The organism is Halpernia sp., assembly GCF_048269545.1.
Taxonomy (GTDB): Bacteria; Bacteroidota; Bacteroidia; order Flavobacteriales; family Weeksellaceae; genus Halpernia.
The window spans coordinates 148,054-166,101 of record NZ_JBLXIJ010000001.1; the positions used below are offsets into that span (position 1 = coordinate 148,054).

An 18,048-nucleotide genomic window follows, 5' to 3' on the forward strand; every position below is an offset into this window, starting at 1 on the left:
ATGTTCCCAAAACTAACGCCTGTTACCAAAAATATTATTATTCTCAATGTCATTATTTATGTGATTGCGAATTTTATTTACCCCAATTTATATCCTCTTTTACAAGCTTATTTTCCTCTTTCACCTAACTTTAAATCTTGGCAAATTATCACACATATGTTTATGCATGCGCCACTCGGAGAAGGCTACGGAATAATGCATATTTTATTTAATATGATGACTTTATGGAGTTTTGGTCCCGTTTTAGAACAAATTATTGGTGAAAAAAAATATATTATTCTGTATTTTTTAAGTGGATTGGGCGGTTTTGTTTTATTTAATTTATGGAACTATTACGAAATTCATCAACTTATTCAATCTTTAACTTCTGAAGGAATTAATGTAGCAGAAATTTTTCAAAAAGCTAATATTCATTATTCTGGAAGTATGAGTATTTCTGCGAAAACACCACTTGCAGTTGAACAATCTCAACAATTATATAATGAATTAGTAAGTCCAATGTTAGGTGCTTCTGCTGCAATAATGGGCGTTGTTGCAGGTTTCGCCACTTTATTTCCTGATGCCAAATTGTATATGATGTTTATTCCGATTGGTATAAAAGCAAAATATTTGGTGATTGGTTTTGTGATAATTTCTTTCTTCTTACAAATTACAGGGAAAACTTTAGGAATTGCACATTTTGCGCATATTGGTGGAGCAATTGTTGGATATATAATGGCAAGAAATTTTGTAAAAAACCAATATAGAATTAATTAAAAATAGAGAATGAAAATTGTAAGATTTATTTTATTCTTAATTCACCTTGGAGTAATTTCACTTTTATTGCTGAACTTTTTGAACATTGTAGTTCCGCCGAAAGCATTCCCTTATTTAAATTTTCTTTCATTAGCTTTTCCAGTTTTAATGGTATTAAATTTAATTTTGATTATAATATGGGTTTTGCTGTGGAAAAAACGTGCTTTTTTCTTTATTATAATAAGTCTTTTTTTTATAAAACCTACAAGTAGAATTATAAATTATAGCCCGACGAAGAAAGACGTTTCCAATTTAAAAATTATCACATTTAACGCACATAATGGTAAATTTGGAAGAGACAAAATTGAAGATTTTATAATTAAAGAAAACCCAGATATCGTATTTTTACAAGAAGCTGGCTCGCCAAAATTAGATTATAAACTTAACAATCTAGAATATTATCAAATTTCAAATATTGTATTTTTTTATTCAAAATTTAAAATTCTAAATTCTAAAGAATGGATTATTAAAGAACAAGCACACATAAATTCTAATGATGTGGAAATTAGAGGAAAAATTTATCGCTTTATAAATGTTTATTTAGAACCATTTTATCTGAATAAATCTATGGTTAAACCTAGTGAAAATACTGAAAGAAACGAGATTAAATATAAAAGTTTAATAAAAAAAATGGCGTTAAATTTTAAAATTCATCAAACACAGATTTCATTAGCGAGAGATGCAATTGAAAATTCTCCATATCCAATTATAATGGCGGGAGATTTTAATTCTGTGCCCAATTCTTATGAATATTACCATTTAGGAAAAAATCTGAAAGATGCTTTTGAGGTTTGTGGAAATGGGAGTTCTACAAGTTTTCACGACTATAAATTTCCTATAAGAATTGATTATATTTTTACATCTAAGGAAATTACACCGATTAGCTATGAAGTAGATAGAAGTGAAAAATTATCGGATCATTTTCCGGTGATTGCGACTTTTAAAATTAAATAATCTTTGGATTTGGTTTAACGCAAAGGCGTAATATTTATTTTTAAAGTTATATTTAAGTCGCAAGTTAGCTTCGCCATTTGGACATTCTTAAATAAAATATTTTGTATCAGATTTTAAAGCGTAATATTTATTTTGCGTCTTAAATAAGAACAATTGTAGAAAATTTTGCGTCTTTGCGTTTAATAAAGAGATTCATAACTCCAAGTTTTTCTGCAATAAAGGCCCTAAATATTCTCTGTCATTACTCAATCGCGGGACTTTATTTTGCCCTCCAAGTTTACCTCTTTCCGCCATCCAATTATAGAAAAGTTTTGGTTTTGCAAGATGAATAATGGGCTCGGAAAGTGTCATATTATTATAGCGTTTTGCTTCGTAATCGGAATTCATACGTTTTAATTCTGTGTCAAAGACCGTAATAAATTTTCGCAAATCTTTTGGCGCTTCTATAAACTCAATAATATATTCGTGCGCTCCAGATTTTCCATTTTTCATAAAAATTGGTGCGCCTGTAAAATCTAAAATTCTTGCTTCAGTTGCTTCACAGGAAATTGTAAGTGCAGTTTCAACATTATCAATCATTAATTCTTCCCCAAATGCATTAATATAATGTTTTGTTCGCCCAGAGATTTTTATTCTAAAAGGATCTAAACAAGTAAATTTTACCGTATCACCAATTAAATAACGCCACAATCCTCCATTTGTGGTGATTAAAAGGGCGTAATTTTTATCTAATTCTACGTCTTCCAAATGAATTGTTTTGGGATTTTCTTTATGAAATTCATCCATCGGAATAAATTCATAAAAGATGCCGTAATCCAACATCAAAAGCATTTCTTCACTTTTATATATATCTTGAATTGCAAAAAATCCTTCCGAAGCATTATAAATTTCGTAGTAGCGAATGTCTTTTCCAATGAGTTTTTTATATTCTTCTCTATAAGGTTTAAAACTAATTCCTCCATGGAAAAAAACTTCCAAATGTGGCCACAATTCTGAAATGTTTTGATGTCCGGTTTCTTTTAAAATTCTTTGAAGTAAAACCATCATCCAACTCGGAACGCCCGTAAAACTTCCCACTTGCACTTTTGTTACTTCATTTACAATGGCTTTCAATTTACTTTCCCATTCAGACATTAAAGAAATTTTCTTACTTGGTGTGGTTGTAATTTCTACCCAAAATGGTAAATTTTCAATTATTATCGCAGATAAATCTCCAAATTTTGTATCAAAATCTTGATACATTTCTGCACTTCCGCCGAGTCTTAAATTTTTGTGCGTAAATAATTCATTTTCTGGATGGTTGTTCGCATAAATTGCAACCATATCTTTTCCTGCTTTTAAATGACAATTTTCTAAACTTTCATTTGAAATTGGAATAAACTTACTTTTCGCATTTGTAGTTCCAGAAGATTTAGCAAATCTTTTAATTTGACCGGGCCAAAAAATATCTTTTTGCCCTTGTCTGGCTTTTTCTATCCAAGGTTCAAAATCTTCATAAGTAACGATTGGGATTTGATTTTTAAAATCTTGATATGTAGAAATATCTTTAAAACCATATTTCTTGCCATATTCTGTTTCTTCTGCAAAAAATAACTGTGAAAATAAAACTCCTTTTTGTGTTTCTAAAGGATGCTTTTTAAAATTTTGAATTTGGTCTATTCTTTGTCGAATATACCAATTTACCACAGAATTAAAAAGCGCTTTTGTTGCCATACTTACAAAAGTAATAAATTTTTTTTTGCTATTTTAAGATAATTTTAACGCCTCTAAAATTCTGAAAATTAAAAGTTTCAAATCAGAATATCTATCTTTGTTCACTTATATTAAAATGAAAAAGCTCGTCATCATTCCCACTTTTAACGAAAAAGAAAATATTGCTGCAATAATTTCTGCTGTTTTAAATTTAAACGAGAATTTTGACATTTTAATTGTAGATGATTCTTCACCAGACGGAACAGCAAAAATTGTAAAAAATTTACAAGAAACTGAATCCCCATTATTTCTCACAGAAAGAAAAATAAAAGATGGCTTAGGAAAAGCTTATCTGCACGGATTTCGATGGGCATTAGAAAAAGATTACGATTATATTTTTGAGATGGATGCCGATTTCTCCCACAATCCAGAAGATTTACCAAAATTATTTGAAGCTTGTAAAAATGCAGATATGGCAATTGGTTCCAGATATTCAAAAGGTGTAAATGTAGTGAATTGGCCCATGTCTAGAGTTTTACTTTCTTATTTCGCGTCTAAATATGTTCGTTTTATTTTGAGAATTCCAATTGCAGACACAACCGCAGGATTTGTTTGTTTTTCAAGAAAAGTATTGGAAGAAATTGGTTTAGAAAAAGTAAAATTGAAAGGTTATGGTTTTCAAGTTGAAATGAAATTCCGTGCTTTTAAGAAAAATTTTAAAATAGTAGAAGTCCCTATTATTTTCACAGATAGAACACAAGGTGAAAGTAAAATGAATGGTGGAATAATAAAAGAAGCGGTTTTTGGCGTTTTAAATTTAAAGTTTAAATCTTTAATTGGTAAGTTATGAGAGTTTTTTTAATTTTAATAATCTTAACTTTAAATTCTTGTGGGCAAGTTTTAGACAAACCAAGAAACTTAATTTCACAAGAAGAAATGAGCAGTTTAGTAGCAGAATTTGCACTTTCAGATCAAATGAGTTTTGCTTCTCCTACTTTAAATATGGAAACTCAAACCCGTTTTATTTTAAAAAAACACAAAATAAAAGCCAAAGATTTTCGTGATAGTTATACTTTTTACACAGGAACAAACGAATTGAATAAAATCTTTGATAATGCACAGAAAATAATTTTAGAAAAAGACCCAAAAGCAAAAGATTTCATTGATAAAAAATTGAAAGAAACCCAGCTTTTACCGCCGATGGCAAGATAAATATAAAATGCAGAAATTTTTTGAAATAGAAAAAAGCTCCGAACGAAAAGCAAGAGCAGGAATTATCACAACGGATCACGGAAAAATAGAAACGCCAATATTTATGCCCGTCGGAACTGTAGCTTCCGTAAAAACCGTTCATCAAAGAGAATTAAAAGACGATATAAAAGCTCAAATAATTTTAGGAAATACCTATCATTTAAATCTTCGTCCGAAAATGGAAATTATGCAAAAAGCGGGCGGATTGCATAAATTCATGAATTGGGATTTGCCCATACTCACTGATTCTGGAGGTTATCAAGTTTTCTCATTGTCGAAATCCAGAAAATTAAATGAAGAAGGTGTAAAATTTAAATCTCACATTGACGGAAGCACGCATTTTATTTCTCCGGAAATTTCTATGAAAATTCAAAGAGAAATTGGAGCGGATATTTTCATGGCTTTTGATGAATGTACGCCTTATCCTTGCGACTATAACTTAGCAAAAAAATCAATGGAAATGACGCATCGTTGGTTAAAACGTTGCATTGATTTTAACGAAACTAATAAAGAAATTTACGGACACAAACAGCATTTTTTTCCAATTGTGCAAGGTTCTACCTATTCTGATTTAAGAAAAATTTCCGCGGAAAAAATTTCAGAAAGTGATCAAGTTGGAAATGCAATTGGAGGACTTTCTGTAGGTGAACCTGAAGAAGAAATGTACAGAATTACGGATGAAGTTACCGATATTTTGCCCATAGAAAAACCGCGATATTTAATGGGAGTTGGTACGCCATGGAATATTTTGGAAAGTATTGGTTTGGGAATTGATATGATGGATTGTGTAATGCCTACAAGAAATGCACGAAATGCAATGCTTTTTACGTGGAACGGCGTGATGAACATGAAAAATAAAAAATGGGAAAGTGATTTTTCTCCCTTAGATGAATTCGGAACAAGTTATGTAGATCGAGATTATTCTAAAGCCTATGTTCGACATTTATTTGTTGCAAAAGAATATTTATCTAAGCAAATTGCATCCATCCATAATTTAGCATTCTATTTAGATTTGGTAAAAGTCGCTCGTGAACATATTATAAAAGGAGATTTTTATGAATGGAAAGACGCCATAATTCCTAATTTAAAAAATAGACTTTAAGCCTAATTATTAAAAATGAAAATTTTAGACAAATACATCATCAAAAAATTCCTGGGAACTTTCGGGTTTATGATGGCTTTGTTGTCTATAATTGTGTTGGTAATTGATGTGCAGCAAAAAGTTCCTCGAATTGAAGGAAATGGCTACAAGGTTTCCTATTTTTTAATCCATTATTACCCTTTTTGGATTATTTATTTACTCGTCACTTTTATCTCAATTTTAGTTTTTATTTCTGTTATTTTCTTCACTTCGAGATTGGCAAATAATACTGAAATTGTTGCTTTTATAAGTAGTGGAGCAAGTTTTCATCGTTTTGCAAAACCTTATTTAATTGCTTCTACAATAATTGCCATTGTTACTTTAGGGGTGAATCATTTCGTTTTACCGTGGGCGAATATTCAAAAAAATGAATTAGAAGCTTATACTTATAATGAAGTGAACCGTGAAAAATTGTTAGGAAATGCTTCTATCACAACGCAACTTTCGCCTAATGAATATATTTTCATCAACAGTTATAATAAAAAAGAAAAACGCGGCACAGGTTTCAGCTATCAGAAATATGATAAAAATAAAAAATTAATTTATCAACTATCCGCAAGTGATGTCACTTGGAAAAAAGACAAAAAAAACTTTGAACTCAATAGTTTTCTAGAAAAAACCGTATTAAAAAATGATACTGAAATTTTAAAAAATGGGAGTTCTAAAACCATTAGTTTTGGGCATCCGCCAGAAGAATTATTCCCCGATCAATTATTAGGACAAAATAAAACTACACCCGAACTTATACAATTTATAAAACGAGAAAAAGAAAAAGGAAATGGTAATTTAAATACCTATTTAAACGAACTTTATCAAAGAACTTCAATGCCATTTTCGATTATAATTTTAACATTTTTAGCTCTTTCTTTGTCTTCACAAAAAAAACGGGGCGGTTTGGGCGCAAATTTAGCAATTGGAATTACTTTGGCTTTTATTTTCGTGTTTTCATTTGAAGCTTTAAAAGTAGTTTCAGAAAATAAAACTTTACCTCCATTTTTAGCAATGTGGCTTCCAAACATTGTTTTTGCTCCTTTAGCTTTAATTCTATATTTAAAAAGAGCCAATCAATAAAGCAGTTCTATTTCTTTGTGAAAAAATTTTTTCAAACCATCATTTTCTAAATCGATCCACAGAAAACCATTTTCATCGGCGTTTTTTATTATGCCATTTTGTCTAATATTTTTTAAATTAAATACTCCAATTTTCTCTTTTAAAAAAAGATGTTCATTAAACTTTTCAAGTATATTTTCTGACTTTGTAATTTGGGTTTGAAAATAATTAAATAATTCTTTTGCAACATCTTTTAAATCAAACTTCCGCTTCGTTTGTGTGAATAAAGAGCCTGCTTTTGGGAAGTTCGTAAAATCTGTTTGTAAAATATTTATTCCAACTCCTATTATAAAAACCTCTTCATTATCAATTTTTTTCTTTTCAATTAAAATTCCTGCAATTTTTTTCTTATTTAAAATAATATCATTTGGCCACTTTATTTCAACATTTTCTTTGGTCAAATTGGCTATAAAATTTCTAACAATTGTGGCGGTATGGAAATTGAAGAGATTCTCAGAAATTTTTATACATTCAGATTTTAACATTAAAGAAAAAGCCAAATTTTCTTCTGGAATCATTTCCCAAGAATTATTAAATTGTCCTCTTCCTTTTGTTTGATTAAAAGTGTATAAAGCCAAAAAAGAACTTTCATAAAGCTTAAAGTTTTGAATGTCAATATTCGTAGAAGTGCTGATTTTCAAATAAATTAAGGAGCTCATTTAAGAAAACTTTAAGATTTAAAGAACTTTTTCATAAGGCTAAAATAAAGAAAAAGCGGTAAATTTGCAGACTATACAAAAAATTTAATGGATAAAACGATACAAAAACAACTTCTAATAAATACAATTGTTGAAGCAATACAAGATACTAAAGGTGAAAAATTGATGATTTTTGATTTGTCAAAAATAGAAAATTCCGTAGCGGAAACTTTCATTATTTGTAGTGGAAACAGCAACACACAAGTTTCTGCCATAGCAGGAAATATAGAAAAAAAAGTAAGAAATGATTTGCATGAACGACCATGGCATGTTGAAGGAACAGAAAACGCCATGTGGATTTTAGTAGATTATGTATCTGTAGTTGTCCACATTTTTCAGCAAGAAACCAGAGAATATTATGATATAGAAGAACTTTGGGGTGATGCAAAAATTACACATATCGAGAATTAAAATATATAATAATACCGGATTTACCGGTTTTCTATACTAAAAATATGAATAATAATAAAGGTTTTAATTGGTTCTTTCCCATCGCAATTGTTGTGATGTTACTTATTTTCGGTTCAAATTTCTTTGGAAACGAAAGCACAAAACCAATTGATGAACAAGAATTTTATAGTCTTGTAGAACAAGGTAAAATTCAAGATGTAATGGTTTACCGAGATAATTTTAAAGCAGATGTTTTTCTCACACAAGCGGGGAAAGATGAAATGGTTAAAAAAAATAATCCAACCGAAAATCCACTTTCTTTATTAAATCTGAAACCGCAACCAGACTACACTCTAACTTATGGTGATTTGCGCTATTTTCAAGAAAGATTTAACAAAATAAAAAATGAAAACCCTAAAATTACAACTAAAATGGATTTTGGTGTTGCTGAAAATCCTTTAACAAGTTTACTTTTTACCGCTTTATTTTGGATAGGAATCATGGTTTTATTCTACTACGTTTTATTCAGAAAAATGGGAAGCGGCGGCGGACCGGGCGGTCAAATTTTCAGCATTGGAAAATCAAAAGCTAAATTATTTGATGAAAAAGATAAAGTTAATATAACATTTAATGACGTTGCAGGTTTAGAAGGTGCAAAAGAAGAAGTACAAGAAGTAGTAGATTTTCTAAAAAATTCAGAAAAATATACAAAACTTGGCGGTAAAATTCCGAAAGGTGTTTTATTAGTTGGCCCTCCAGGAACAGGTAAAACTTTATTAGCAAAAGCCGTTGCAGGTGAAGCAAAAGTTCCATTTTTTTCACTTTCTGGGTCCGATTTTGTTGAAATGTTTGTAGGAGTTGGAGCGTCTAGAGTTAGAGATTTGTTTGCTCAAGCAAAAGCTAAATCTCCAGCAATTATTTTCATTGACGAAATTGATGCCATTGGACGAGCGCGTGGAAAAGGTCAGTTTACCGGCGGAAATGATGAACGAGAAAATACTTTAAACCAATTATTAACAGAAATGGATGGTTTCGGAACCGACACTAATGTTATTTTAATTGCAGCAACTAATCGTGCAGATATTTTAGATAAAGCTTTGCTAAGAGCTGGGAGATTTGATAGAACAATTTTTGTTGATTTACCAGAACTTCACGAAAGAAAAGAAATTTTTGATGTTCATTTGAAGAAAATAAAAATGGACGATACTGTTGATCGTGAGTTTCTAGCAAAACAAACGCCTGGTTTTAGTGGAGCAGATATTGCAAATGTTTGTAATGAAGCGGCATTAATTGCAGCAAGAAATAACCACGAAGCAGTAAATAAACAAGATTTTTTAGATGCAGTTGATAGAATTATTGGTGGTTTAGAAAAGAAAAATAAAGCGATAAAACCTTCCGAAAAAAGAAGAGTTGCATACCACGAAGCAGGTCACGCCACAATTAGTTGGTTGGTAGAACACGCCGCTCCATTATTAAAAGTAACAATTGTTCCGAGAGGTCGTTCATTAGGCGCCGCTTGGTATTTACCGGAAGAAAGACAATTAACAACTACAGAGCAAATGTTTGATGAGCTTTGCGCCACTTTAGGTGGAAGAGCTTCAGAACAAGTTATTTTTGGCAATATTTCTACAGGAGCATTATCTGATTTGGAGCGAGTAACAAAACAAGCGCAAGCTATGGTTACAATTTACGGATTAAATGAAAAAGTAGGAAATATTTCTTATTATGATAGTTCTGGACAATCAGAATATAGTTTTGGAAAACCTTATTCTGAAAGCACTGCAAAAATGATTGATGAAGAAATTTCAAAAATTATAGAATTTCAATATCAAAGAGCAGTACAAATTTTAACCGAAAATAAAGATAAACTAGACGCTTTAGCAAGTAAACTTTTAGAAAAAGAAGTTATCTTTAGAGAAGATTTGGAAGAGATTTTCGGTAAAAGAGCATGGGATCCTGAATTAACAGAAACTCCTGTTTCTAATTTAGAAAATCCTTCAGATACAAATATTGTTTCGAATGAGGAAAATGTAGTTAATTAATTTTAAAAAATATTATCGTCAAAAAAATATAGGAAATAGTAAATATTTCCTATTTTTGTATGTAATAGTGGAAAAAAGAATAAGCTTTGAGCATATTTAAAAAATTTGTAAATAAAATATTAAACCAGCAAGAATCTGATGATTCTGCGAATGTGGTAAAATTAGGTGACCAGCTGAAATACGCAGATCTTGACTATAAATTTGCGCAATTATTTACTCATTCGGGAGGGTTTTTTAATTATTGTTCTGATGAAGCGGAAGCTTTACAAACACTCAACCAAATTGTAAAAATTGAAGAGATTAAAAATGTTTTTTGTTGGGACGAAGATTTAAAAAACTTTTTAGATGTCATAAATACGCCTTACACTACAGAATTAGACCTTCTAAATGATGCCGCTTTTATTACTTGTGAATATTTAATTGCTTTTGACGGCAGGATTATGCTTTCTCACAACAATATTTTACATTATCATTCTTCAAGATTGCCAGATAAAATTATTCTTATGGCAAATGTTTCGCAAATTGTCACCAATCTTACAGACGCAATGATGAAAGTAAAACGCCGTGGAACTTTAAAAAACCTTACCTCAATAAGTGGAAATAATTCCAAATTAGATACTGAGAATAAAGACAATACTAAACTTTTCTTACTTTTGCTGGAAGATTAGAGCAATTCTAAAATTACTTTTAAATAAAAACTTTGGATAAAAATTTAGTACAAAGATTAATTTCTGGCGCAGTTTATGGTTTAGTCATCGTACTTTGCACAACTCCATTAGGTGAAATTTGGCTGGCCAAAATCTTCCCTTTCATCAAAGAATATTATCTTTTTTATGCATTAATTACTTTCTTTCTTCTCGCAGGACTTTGGGAATGTATAAAGATAATGAAGTTTGAAAAATCTTGGGAAAAATTTGCTGTAATTCCTATTGCATTAATTGTTTACTACAGATTTTCCGTAAAATTTTTTGATCAAAGCTTTTTCTTTCAATTTAATTTATCGGAAATTTTAGGTTTATTCCTAATTGTAATTGCCGTAACTACTCTATTTAGATTTACAAAAGAACTTTATTTTGATAACGGAAAACTAATATTTTCTGTTATTTACCTCGCATTACCATTCAGTTTTGCTTTAGCTTTACCTTCATATTCAGATTTTAATCCTGATAAAGTTTTCACACTTGAAGTATTTTTTCTTTTTGTTTTAATTTGGAGTAGTGATTCTTTCGCGTATTTTACAGGAAGATTATTTGGAAAACATAAAATGGCCCCAAAAATTAGCCCAAAAAAAACTTGGGAAGGTTTTGCGGGCGGTGTTGTTTTAACTCTAATTTTAGGATTTTTTATTGAAAAATATTATCCAGAATTGCGTGGAAATTGGATGATTGTTGGCTTTTTAGTTTCTATCTTTGCGCCATTAGGTGATTTGGTAGAAAGCCAATTAAAAAGAAGTTTTGGTGTAAAAGATAGTGGTAATTTAATTCCAGGTCACGGCGGTATTTTGGACAGATTAGATAGTTTTATTATCTGTGTTCCAGTTGTATATTTGTATTTTGTGTTAGAAAAATTAGTTTAAAAAATTTATCATTTATTATTATAATGAAACTTCATAAAGAATCTAAAGGAACCATTACTGTTACAATTATAGCGATTGCTGTTTTAGGATTTCTCTCCATTTATTATTTAGAAATATGGTCGCTTTTAGTAATTATTCCGCTTTTAATTATTTTCGGATTAGTCATTTGGTTTTTCCGTGTTCCAAATCGACATATTTCCGATCACAAAGAAAATGTAATTGCGCCCGTTGATGGAAAAGTGGTGATGATAAAAGAAGTTGTAGAAGATGAATTTATAAAAGGAAAATGTGTCCAGATTTCTATTTTTATGTCACCGTTAAATGTTCACATTTGCAGATATCCTGTTTCCGGAAATGTGGTTTATAAAAAATACCATCCAGGAAAATATTTAGTTGCGTGGCACGAAAAATCTTCTACAGATAACGAAAGAACGACAATTGCTGTAGAAAGTTTTTTACATCATACCGTTGTTTTCCGCCAAATTGCTGGTTATGTTGCACGAAGAATTGTGATGAATTGCAATGAAGGAGATATCGCAAAAGCCGGACATGAATTTGGATTTATAAAATTCGGTTCAAGAATGGATGTTTTTCTTCCTTTAAATACAGAAATTACTTGCAAAATTGGTGACAAAACCAAAGGTGGAATTGACGTAATTGCGAAGTTATTAGATTAAATCTTTCTACAAACTCTTCAATTTTCCTCTGAATTCATCAATTTTTTTGTAGCCTTTCTGTTCCATAATTTCTTCTAATTCTGCTAAAATTTTATCAAAAACATTAGTATTATTTTTTGCTAAATGAGAACCAATTTGTACCATTTCTGCACCGCAAAGTAAATGTTCAAAAACATCTTTGCCACTTTCCACACCGCCGCAGCCAATAATTTTAATTTTTTTATTTAATCTCGTATAAAAAGCACGAACATTGGCAAGAGCGGTTGGTTTTACATAAGCTCCGCCAATTCCGCCGAAACCATCTTTTGGTTTTATAACCACACTTTCATTTTCCGTATCAATGTACAAACCGTTTCCAATGGAATTAATGCAATTCACGTAAGACAAAGGAAATTTATTTAAAATTTCTGCCAATTCATCAAAATGAACAATATCAAAATAAGGCGGTAATTTTACTCCAATTGGTTTTTTAAAAAATTCAAAAACTTTATTTAAAATATTTTCGGTTGCTTCAAAATCATACCCAATTTGTGGTTTTCCGGGAACATTTGGACAAGATAAATTTAGTTCTGTAAAACCTTTGAAATCACTTTCATTAATTTTATGAAGCATTTCCAAATTATCTTCTGGTTTCATTCCTGCAATTGAAAGGAAATTTATTTCTCCTGGATTTTCTTGTTGAAATTTTAATGAATAGTTTAAATAAAAATCAAAACCCAAATTCGGCAAACCCATAGAATTAATGCTTCCAAGCGGAACTTCCACATATCTCGGCGAAGGATTTCCTTCTCGCAAATGCGGCGTTGCACTTTTTGTAACGAAACTTCCTGCCGAAGAATTTTTCATTTCATCTAATTTTTCAGCGTTTTCACACCAAACACCAGAAGCATTCATTAGAGGATTCCCAAATTCAAATTGCCCGATTTTTGATTTTAAGTTTATCATATTTTTCTAAAATAATTTAATTTAAATCTATAAAAAAAGCGGGAACAAAGCCCGCTTATATTTTAATTCTTAATTTTCAAAGCCAACTCCTCCAACTGCAAATCCACAATTTTTGAAGGCGCATCTATCATCACATCTCTTCCAGAATTATTCTTTGGAAAAGCAATGTAATCTCTGATGACTTCATTTCCGTCTAAAATTGCGACTAATCGGTCAAAGCCAAAAGCCAAACCTGCGTGCGGCGGAGCGCCATATTTGAATGCGTTCATTAGAAAACCAAATTGCGCTTCTGCTTCTTCTTTCGTAAAACCGAGTAAATCAAACATTTTTGACTGTAAATCTTTATTAAAAATCCGTACAGAACCGCCGCCAATTTCGTTTCCATTTATAATTAAATCGTACGCATTTGCTCTGGCTTTTCCCGGATTATTTTCTAATAAATGTTCGTCTTCAGGTTTTGGCGCAGTGAAAGGATGATGCATTGCGTGAAATCTTTCGGTTTCTTCGTCCCATTCCAAAAGTGGAAAATCGACTACCCAAAGTGGCGCAAATTCTTTCGGATTTCTCAAATTTAATTGATTTCCCAATTCCATTCTTAAAGCAGAAAGTTGAGTTCTCACTTTATTTTCATTTCCGCTCATTAAGAGAATTAAATCCCCTTTTTTAGCGCCGAATTTTTCAATAATTTTCTTTAAATCTTCTTCATTAAAAAATTTATTTACAGAAGAAGTTACAATTCCATCTTGTTGAAATTTAATCCAAATCAATCCTGAAGCGCCAATTTGTGGACGTTTTACAAAATCTCCTAAAGCATCAATTTGTTTTCTGGTATATTCTGCACAATTTTCCACATTAATTCCGACAACCAATTCTGCATCATCAAATATTTTGAAATCTTTGCCTTTAACCAAATCATTAACTTCGACAAATTTCATATCAAAACGAATATCTGGTTTGTCATTTCCGTAAGTTTTCATCGCATCATCAAAAGTCATTCTTGGGAATTTCCCAAAATCTTTTCCCGTAATATCTTTTAATAAAGATTGAGTCATTCCTTCGAAAATTTCCAAAACGTCTTCTTGTTCTACGAAAGCCATTTCACAATCGATTTGGGTGAATTCTGGTTGTCTGTCTGCACGCAAATCTTCATCACGGAAACATTTTACAATTTGAAAATAGCGGTCCATTCCGCCAATCATTAATAATTGTTTGAAAGTCTGCGGCGATTGTGGCAAAGCATAAAATTGTCCTGGATTCATCCGACTTGGAACCACGAAATCTCTCGCTCCTTCGGGTGTAGATTTAATTAAAACTGGCGTCTCAACTTCTATAAAATTTTGGTCGGATAAATAATTTCTAACTTTTTGCGCTATTTTATGACGAAAAATCAGTTTTTCACGAACCGTATTTCTTCTGATATCTAAATATCTATATTTCATGCGAAGTTCTTCGCCACCGTCGGTTTCATCTTCAATTGTAAAAGGCGGAACTAAAGATTCATTTAAAATCGTTAATTTTTCAACTAAAATTTCAATTTCGCCAGTTGAAATATTTGGATTTTTACTTAATCTTTCTATTACTTCACCTTCCACTTGAATCACAAATTCTCTTCCTAATTTTTTTGCAGACTCTAATAAATCTTTACTGCTTCTTTCTTCATCAAAAACCAATTGTGTAATTCCATAACGGTCTCGCAAATCAATCCAAATCATAAAACCTTTGTTTCTGATAGTTTGAACCCAGCCGGAAAGTATCACTTTCTGACCAATTTGTTTGCTTGATAATTCTCCGTTTGTATTGCTTCTGAACATTAAAATTGTTTTTAATTAGATCTTAATTTGTTAATTAATTCTCTAAAATTTATTTAAAAAAATCTACTTGCAAAGATAAACTTTTGACTGTGATTGTGAAAATGATTGAAAAATAAAGCTTTAAAAATGAAACTTAATTAAATATTTAACTAAAGTTTATGAATAAAAATAATTTTGAAAATAAAATAATATCTAATTTTATTAACTATTAAAAATTTAAAACACGTAATATGAGTTTAATTGATTTAATTACAGGAAATACGGGAAACCAAGTTGCAGAAAAAGCAGGAAATAAATTTGGTATTGATAAATCACAAATAATTGCGCTTCTTGCTGTAGCCGCTCCATTAGTTATTTCTTATCTAAGGAAAAAATCTCACGACAATCCGGAAGAAGCAAATAAATTAAATACGGCTTTAGATAAAGATCATGATGGAAGTATTTTAAATAATCCTGAACAAGCGGCGGAGAGACAAGATGAAGGTAATTCTATTTTAAGTCATATTTTTGGTAACGAAAAACCTCAAATTGAAAATCAATTATCTGCAAAAACAGGAATTTCAATGGATAAAATCGGACCAATTTTAGCGATGTTGGCTCCGATAATTATGGGTTTTATCGGTAAAGAAAAACAGTCAAATGGTGTGATTTCTGGTGGTGGAATAAGCGATTTATTAAGTGGGATTTTAGGAAATGCTTCGCAACAAGCGGAAAATGAATCCACAAATCCAATAAACGATATTTTAGGAAGTGTTTTGGGTGGTGGAAATTCAAGCGCAGATTCTGGAAATCCTTTAAGTAATATTTTAGGAGGTGTTCTCGGCGAAAAAAATAAACAAGCATCACAAAATGACGGAATTTTAGGTGGGCTTTTAGGAGGTTTGTTTGGCGAAAAATGATTAACTTTTTTTAAAGAAAAAGCTGAAGATTAATCTTCAGCTTTTTTTGTTTTTTCTGCTTTTGGTTTTGCCGTTTTGGGCTCTTTCTTTTCTACTTTTGTCTCTTTTTCTACCGCTTTTTTAGTGGCTACTTTCGCTTTTGGTTTCACTTCTTTTTTTACTTCATCTTTTGGCGCTTTTTCAACTTTTGCTTTTTGCTCTGTTGATGCTGTATAAAGTGGAACAGATTCTTTCTTCATTCTCGATTTTCCATAGCTTCCTGCTATTATTTTCCCACGTTTTGTTTTTTTATCGCCTTTTCCCATAATGTTTTGATTTAGTTTTCACGAAGTTAGTAAAAAAAATTAAATTAATTCTTAAAAATCGGAACATTAGAACAAGCTTCACCAAACATTAAAGATTTTACCATAGGTTTTAGTTGTTCCACTAATTCTATGTAAGCATTTTCGGGAATCTTTTCTTCTGAACAACCTTTTACTAAAACCCTTTTACCTTCAAGTTCAGAAAAATCATAAGTTTGAATGGCGTTATGCATTAACAAAACTTCTAAATCTTCTAAGTTTCCAAAAACCACTTTTTTTGAAACATTAGTAATTTTTGCTGTAATTAAAAAGTAAGCCCATAAAGGAATTATGGCATCTGCGGAACAATAAATATAAACGAAAGCGTCTTTATAAAAAGTTAGATCTAAATTCTCCACATCTTTCCTAAAGTCTTTTTCTTTTAGAACCAAACCTTGAAATAGAAATTCTTTTAAATCTATACCAATTCTTTTTCCTTTTGGTGAAAGCGTAGAAATATCAAAATTAATAAGACCACTTTCTGCTATTTTATTTTTAATTTCAAATTCTTCTGACATTTTGAATAACTTTTAGCAAATTTAATTTAATTAATTTAACTTTGATAAAGACTAACTTTTTAAAATTTAAGCAATAATAATTTGAAATACTACATCATCTCAGGCGAAGCTTCTGGAGATTTGCACGGAAGCAATCTTATGAAAGCTTTAATGCAAAAAGATTCCCACCCAGAATTTAGATTTTGGGGTGGAGATTTGATGCAAAAAATGGGAGGAACTTTGGTGAAACATTACAAAGACTTAGCTTTTATGGGCTTTCTTGAAGTAGCAAAAAATATTTCAACCATTTTAAAAAATATTACATTTTGTAAAAAAGATATTCTAAATTATAAACCGGATGTTTTAATTTTAGTTGATTATCCGGGTTTTAATTTAAGAATTGCAGAATATGCAAAAAAACAAGGCATAAAAGTTATTTATTATATTTCACCACAACTTTGGGCGTGGAAGGAAGGAAGAGTAGAAAAAATAAAAAAATATGTGGATGAAATGCTTGTTATTTTGCCTTTTGAAAAAGAATTTTATCAAAAACATTCCGTTCACACGCACTTTGTAGGACATCCTCTTTTAGATGCCATTTCTGACATAAAACAAATTGATTGTGAGCAATTTAAGCAAGAAAATAGTTTAAACAAAAAAGAAATTATTGCCCTGCTTCCAGGTTCTCGAGAGCAAGAAGTGAAAAAAATGTTAGAAATAATGCTTTCTGTGCGTCCACATTTTAAAGATTTTCAATTTGTAATTGCAGGTGCGCCAAGTTTAACAAAAGAATTTTATCAAAATTTTGTGGATGATGATGTACATTTTGTTTCGAATAAAACTTATAATTTATTGCGTTGTTCTTCCGCTGCACTCGTCACTTCTGGGACTGCAACTTTGGAAACTGCACTTCTAAATGTTCCCGAAATTGTGTGTTATAAAACGAGTAGTGTTTCATATGAAATAGGAAAACGCGTGGTGAAAAATTTAAAATATATTTCTTTGGTTAATTTAATTATGGATAAAGAAATTGTAACAGAATTAATTCAAAATCAATTAAATACTCAGAATTTAGTGTCTAATTTAAAAGAAATCTTAAAAGGCAAAAAACGAGAAAAAATGTTAAAAGATTTTGCAGAATTACGTCAAAAATTAGGCGGAAAAGGAGCAAGTGAAAATGCAGCAGAAATAATTATAAAAACTTTAAAAATGTAAAATTTGAAAAAGCA

General features: G+C 30.5%; 19 protein-coding genes. 13 read left to right on the top strand and 6 right to left on the bottom strand.

Translation table 11 applies throughout. The features are described 5' to 3' along the window. Complete coding sequence (locus ACN0WB_RS00620; RefSeq protein WP_417427805.1) at nucleotides 1-756, top strand: rhomboid family intramembrane serine protease; 756 nt, start codon at nucleotides 1-3, stop codon at nucleotides 754-756. Nucleotides 757-765: 9 nt separating this feature from the next. Next, entirely contained in the window at nucleotides 766-1,749 is a 984-nt protein-coding gene (locus tag ACN0WB_RS00625) for an endonuclease/exonuclease/phosphatase family protein (protein WP_417427807.1), read from the top strand. Between the two features lie 192 nt (nucleotides 1,750-1,941). On the opposite strand, the gene ACN0WB_RS00630 is transcribed toward ACN0WB_RS00625, so the two are convergent. Then, nucleotides 1,942-3,462: a GH3 auxin-responsive promoter family protein gene (locus ACN0WB_RS00630; RefSeq protein ID WP_417427809.1), complete on the bottom strand. Its 1,521-nt coding sequence runs from the start codon at nucleotides 3,460-3,462 to the stop codon at nucleotides 1,942-1,944. Nucleotides 3,463-3,577: 115 nt separating this feature from the next. On the opposite strand from ACN0WB_RS00630, the gene ACN0WB_RS00635 reads away from it, so the two are divergent. From ACN0WB_RS00635 to ACN0WB_RS00650, 4 genes are read left to right on the top strand one after another with little or no spacing between them, the layout of a single operon-like run. Beyond that, nucleotides 3,578-4,291, top strand: coding sequence for a polyprenol monophosphomannose synthase (locus ACN0WB_RS00635; RefSeq protein ID WP_417427811.1), 714 nt, complete (start codon nucleotides 3,578-3,580; stop codon nucleotides 4,289-4,291). Continuing rightward, on the top strand, nucleotides 4,288-4,653 hold the full coding sequence (locus ACN0WB_RS00640) for a DUF4296 domain-containing protein (protein WP_417427813.1): 366 nt from the start codon (nucleotides 4,288-4,290) through the stop codon (nucleotides 4,651-4,653). The genes ACN0WB_RS00635 and ACN0WB_RS00640 overlap by 4 nt, the downstream gene beginning before the upstream one ends. 7 nt (nucleotides 4,654-4,660) lie before the next feature. Further along, on the top strand, nucleotides 4,661-5,794 hold the full coding sequence (tgt, locus tag ACN0WB_RS00645; protein ID WP_417427815.1) for a tRNA guanosine(34) transglycosylase Tgt: 1,134 nt from the start codon (nucleotides 4,661-4,663) through the stop codon (nucleotides 5,792-5,794). A gap of 15 nt (nucleotides 5,795-5,809) precedes the next feature. Beyond that, on the top strand, nucleotides 5,810-6,904 hold the full coding sequence (locus ACN0WB_RS00650; RefSeq protein ID WP_417427817.1) for an LptF/LptG family permease: 1,095 nt from the start codon (nucleotides 5,810-5,812) through the stop codon (nucleotides 6,902-6,904). Here the strand turns inward: ACN0WB_RS00650 and ACN0WB_RS00655 are convergent. Continuing rightward, complete coding sequence (locus tag ACN0WB_RS00655) at nucleotides 6,898-7,602, bottom strand: biotin--[acetyl-CoA-carboxylase] ligase (RefSeq protein WP_417427819.1); 705 nt, start codon at nucleotides 7,600-7,602, stop codon at nucleotides 6,898-6,900. The two genes, ACN0WB_RS00650 and ACN0WB_RS00655, sit on opposite strands and share 7 nt — an antisense overlap. A gap of 87 nt (nucleotides 7,603-7,689) precedes the next feature. Between ACN0WB_RS00655 and rsfS the strand changes: the two genes are divergently transcribed. The 5 genes from rsfS to ACN0WB_RS00680 all read left to right on the top strand — a co-directional run bounded on the left by rsfS (nucleotide 7,690) and on the right by ACN0WB_RS00680 (nucleotide 12,326). Then, nucleotides 7,690-8,052: a ribosome silencing factor gene (gene rsfS, locus ACN0WB_RS00660; protein ID WP_417427821.1), complete on the top strand. Its 363-nt coding sequence runs from the start codon at nucleotides 7,690-7,692 to the stop codon at nucleotides 8,050-8,052. Between the two features lie 44 nt (nucleotides 8,053-8,096). After that, nucleotides 8,097-10,073: an ATP-dependent zinc metalloprotease FtsH gene (gene ftsH / locus ACN0WB_RS00665; RefSeq protein ID WP_417427823.1), complete on the top strand. Its 1,977-nt coding sequence runs from the start codon at nucleotides 8,097-8,099 to the stop codon at nucleotides 10,071-10,073. An 86-nt stretch (nucleotides 10,074-10,159) separates the two neighbouring features. Beyond that, entirely contained in the window at nucleotides 10,160-10,741 is a 582-nt protein-coding gene (locus ACN0WB_RS00670; protein WP_417427825.1) for an LUD domain-containing protein, read from the top strand. Nucleotides 10,742-10,773: 32 nt separating this feature from the next. After that, nucleotides 10,774-11,649: a phosphatidate cytidylyltransferase gene (locus tag ACN0WB_RS00675; protein WP_417427827.1), complete on the top strand. Its 876-nt coding sequence runs from the start codon at nucleotides 10,774-10,776 to the stop codon at nucleotides 11,647-11,649. A 23-nt stretch (nucleotides 11,650-11,672) separates the two neighbouring features. Next, nucleotides 11,673-12,326, top strand: a complete 654-nt coding sequence (locus ACN0WB_RS00680; RefSeq protein ID WP_417427829.1) for a phosphatidylserine decarboxylase family protein — start codon at nucleotides 11,673-11,675, stop codon at nucleotides 12,324-12,326. A 6-nt stretch (nucleotides 12,327-12,332) separates the two neighbouring features. Here the strand turns inward: ACN0WB_RS00680 and ACN0WB_RS00685 are convergent, their stop codons facing one another. Together ACN0WB_RS00685 and aspS are read right to left on the bottom strand one after the other, a co-directional pair. Beyond that, nucleotides 12,333-13,271: a dihydroorotate oxidase gene (locus ACN0WB_RS00685; protein ID WP_417427831.1), complete on the bottom strand. Its 939-nt coding sequence runs from the start codon at nucleotides 13,269-13,271 to the stop codon at nucleotides 12,333-12,335. 62 nt (nucleotides 13,272-13,333) lie between these two features. Further along, nucleotides 13,334-15,082, bottom strand: a complete 1,749-nt coding sequence (gene aspS / locus ACN0WB_RS00690; RefSeq protein WP_417427833.1) for an aspartate--tRNA ligase — start codon at nucleotides 15,080-15,082, stop codon at nucleotides 13,334-13,336. A 230-nt stretch (nucleotides 15,083-15,312) separates the two neighbouring features. On the opposite strand from aspS, the gene ACN0WB_RS00695 reads away from it, so the two are divergent. Next, nucleotides 15,313-15,981 (top strand): DUF937 domain-containing protein, encoded by a 669-nt coding sequence (locus ACN0WB_RS00695; RefSeq protein ID WP_417427835.1) that lies wholly within the window; start codon nucleotides 15,313-15,315, stop codon nucleotides 15,979-15,981. Nucleotides 15,982-16,010: 29 nt separating this feature from the next. Here the strand turns inward: ACN0WB_RS00695 and ACN0WB_RS00700 are convergent, their stop codons facing one another. Together ACN0WB_RS00700 and ACN0WB_RS00705 are read right to left on the bottom strand one after the other, a co-directional pair. Beyond that, on the bottom strand, nucleotides 16,011-16,286 hold the full coding sequence (locus ACN0WB_RS00700) for a 30S ribosomal protein THX (RefSeq protein ID WP_417427837.1): 276 nt from the start codon (nucleotides 16,284-16,286) through the stop codon (nucleotides 16,011-16,013). Between the two features lie 44 nt (nucleotides 16,287-16,330). Then, nucleotides 16,331-16,840 (bottom strand): DUF2480 family protein, encoded by a 510-nt coding sequence (locus tag ACN0WB_RS00705; protein WP_417427839.1) that lies wholly within the window; start codon nucleotides 16,838-16,840, stop codon nucleotides 16,331-16,333. A gap of 81 nt (nucleotides 16,841-16,921) precedes the next feature. Between ACN0WB_RS00705 and lpxB the strand changes: the two genes are divergently transcribed. Then, nucleotides 16,922-18,034 (top strand): lipid-A-disaccharide synthase, encoded by a 1,113-nt coding sequence (gene lpxB, locus ACN0WB_RS00710; RefSeq protein WP_417427841.1) that lies wholly within the window; start codon nucleotides 16,922-16,924, stop codon nucleotides 18,032-18,034. The last annotated feature ends 14 nt before the right edge of the window (nucleotides 18,035-18,048 follow it).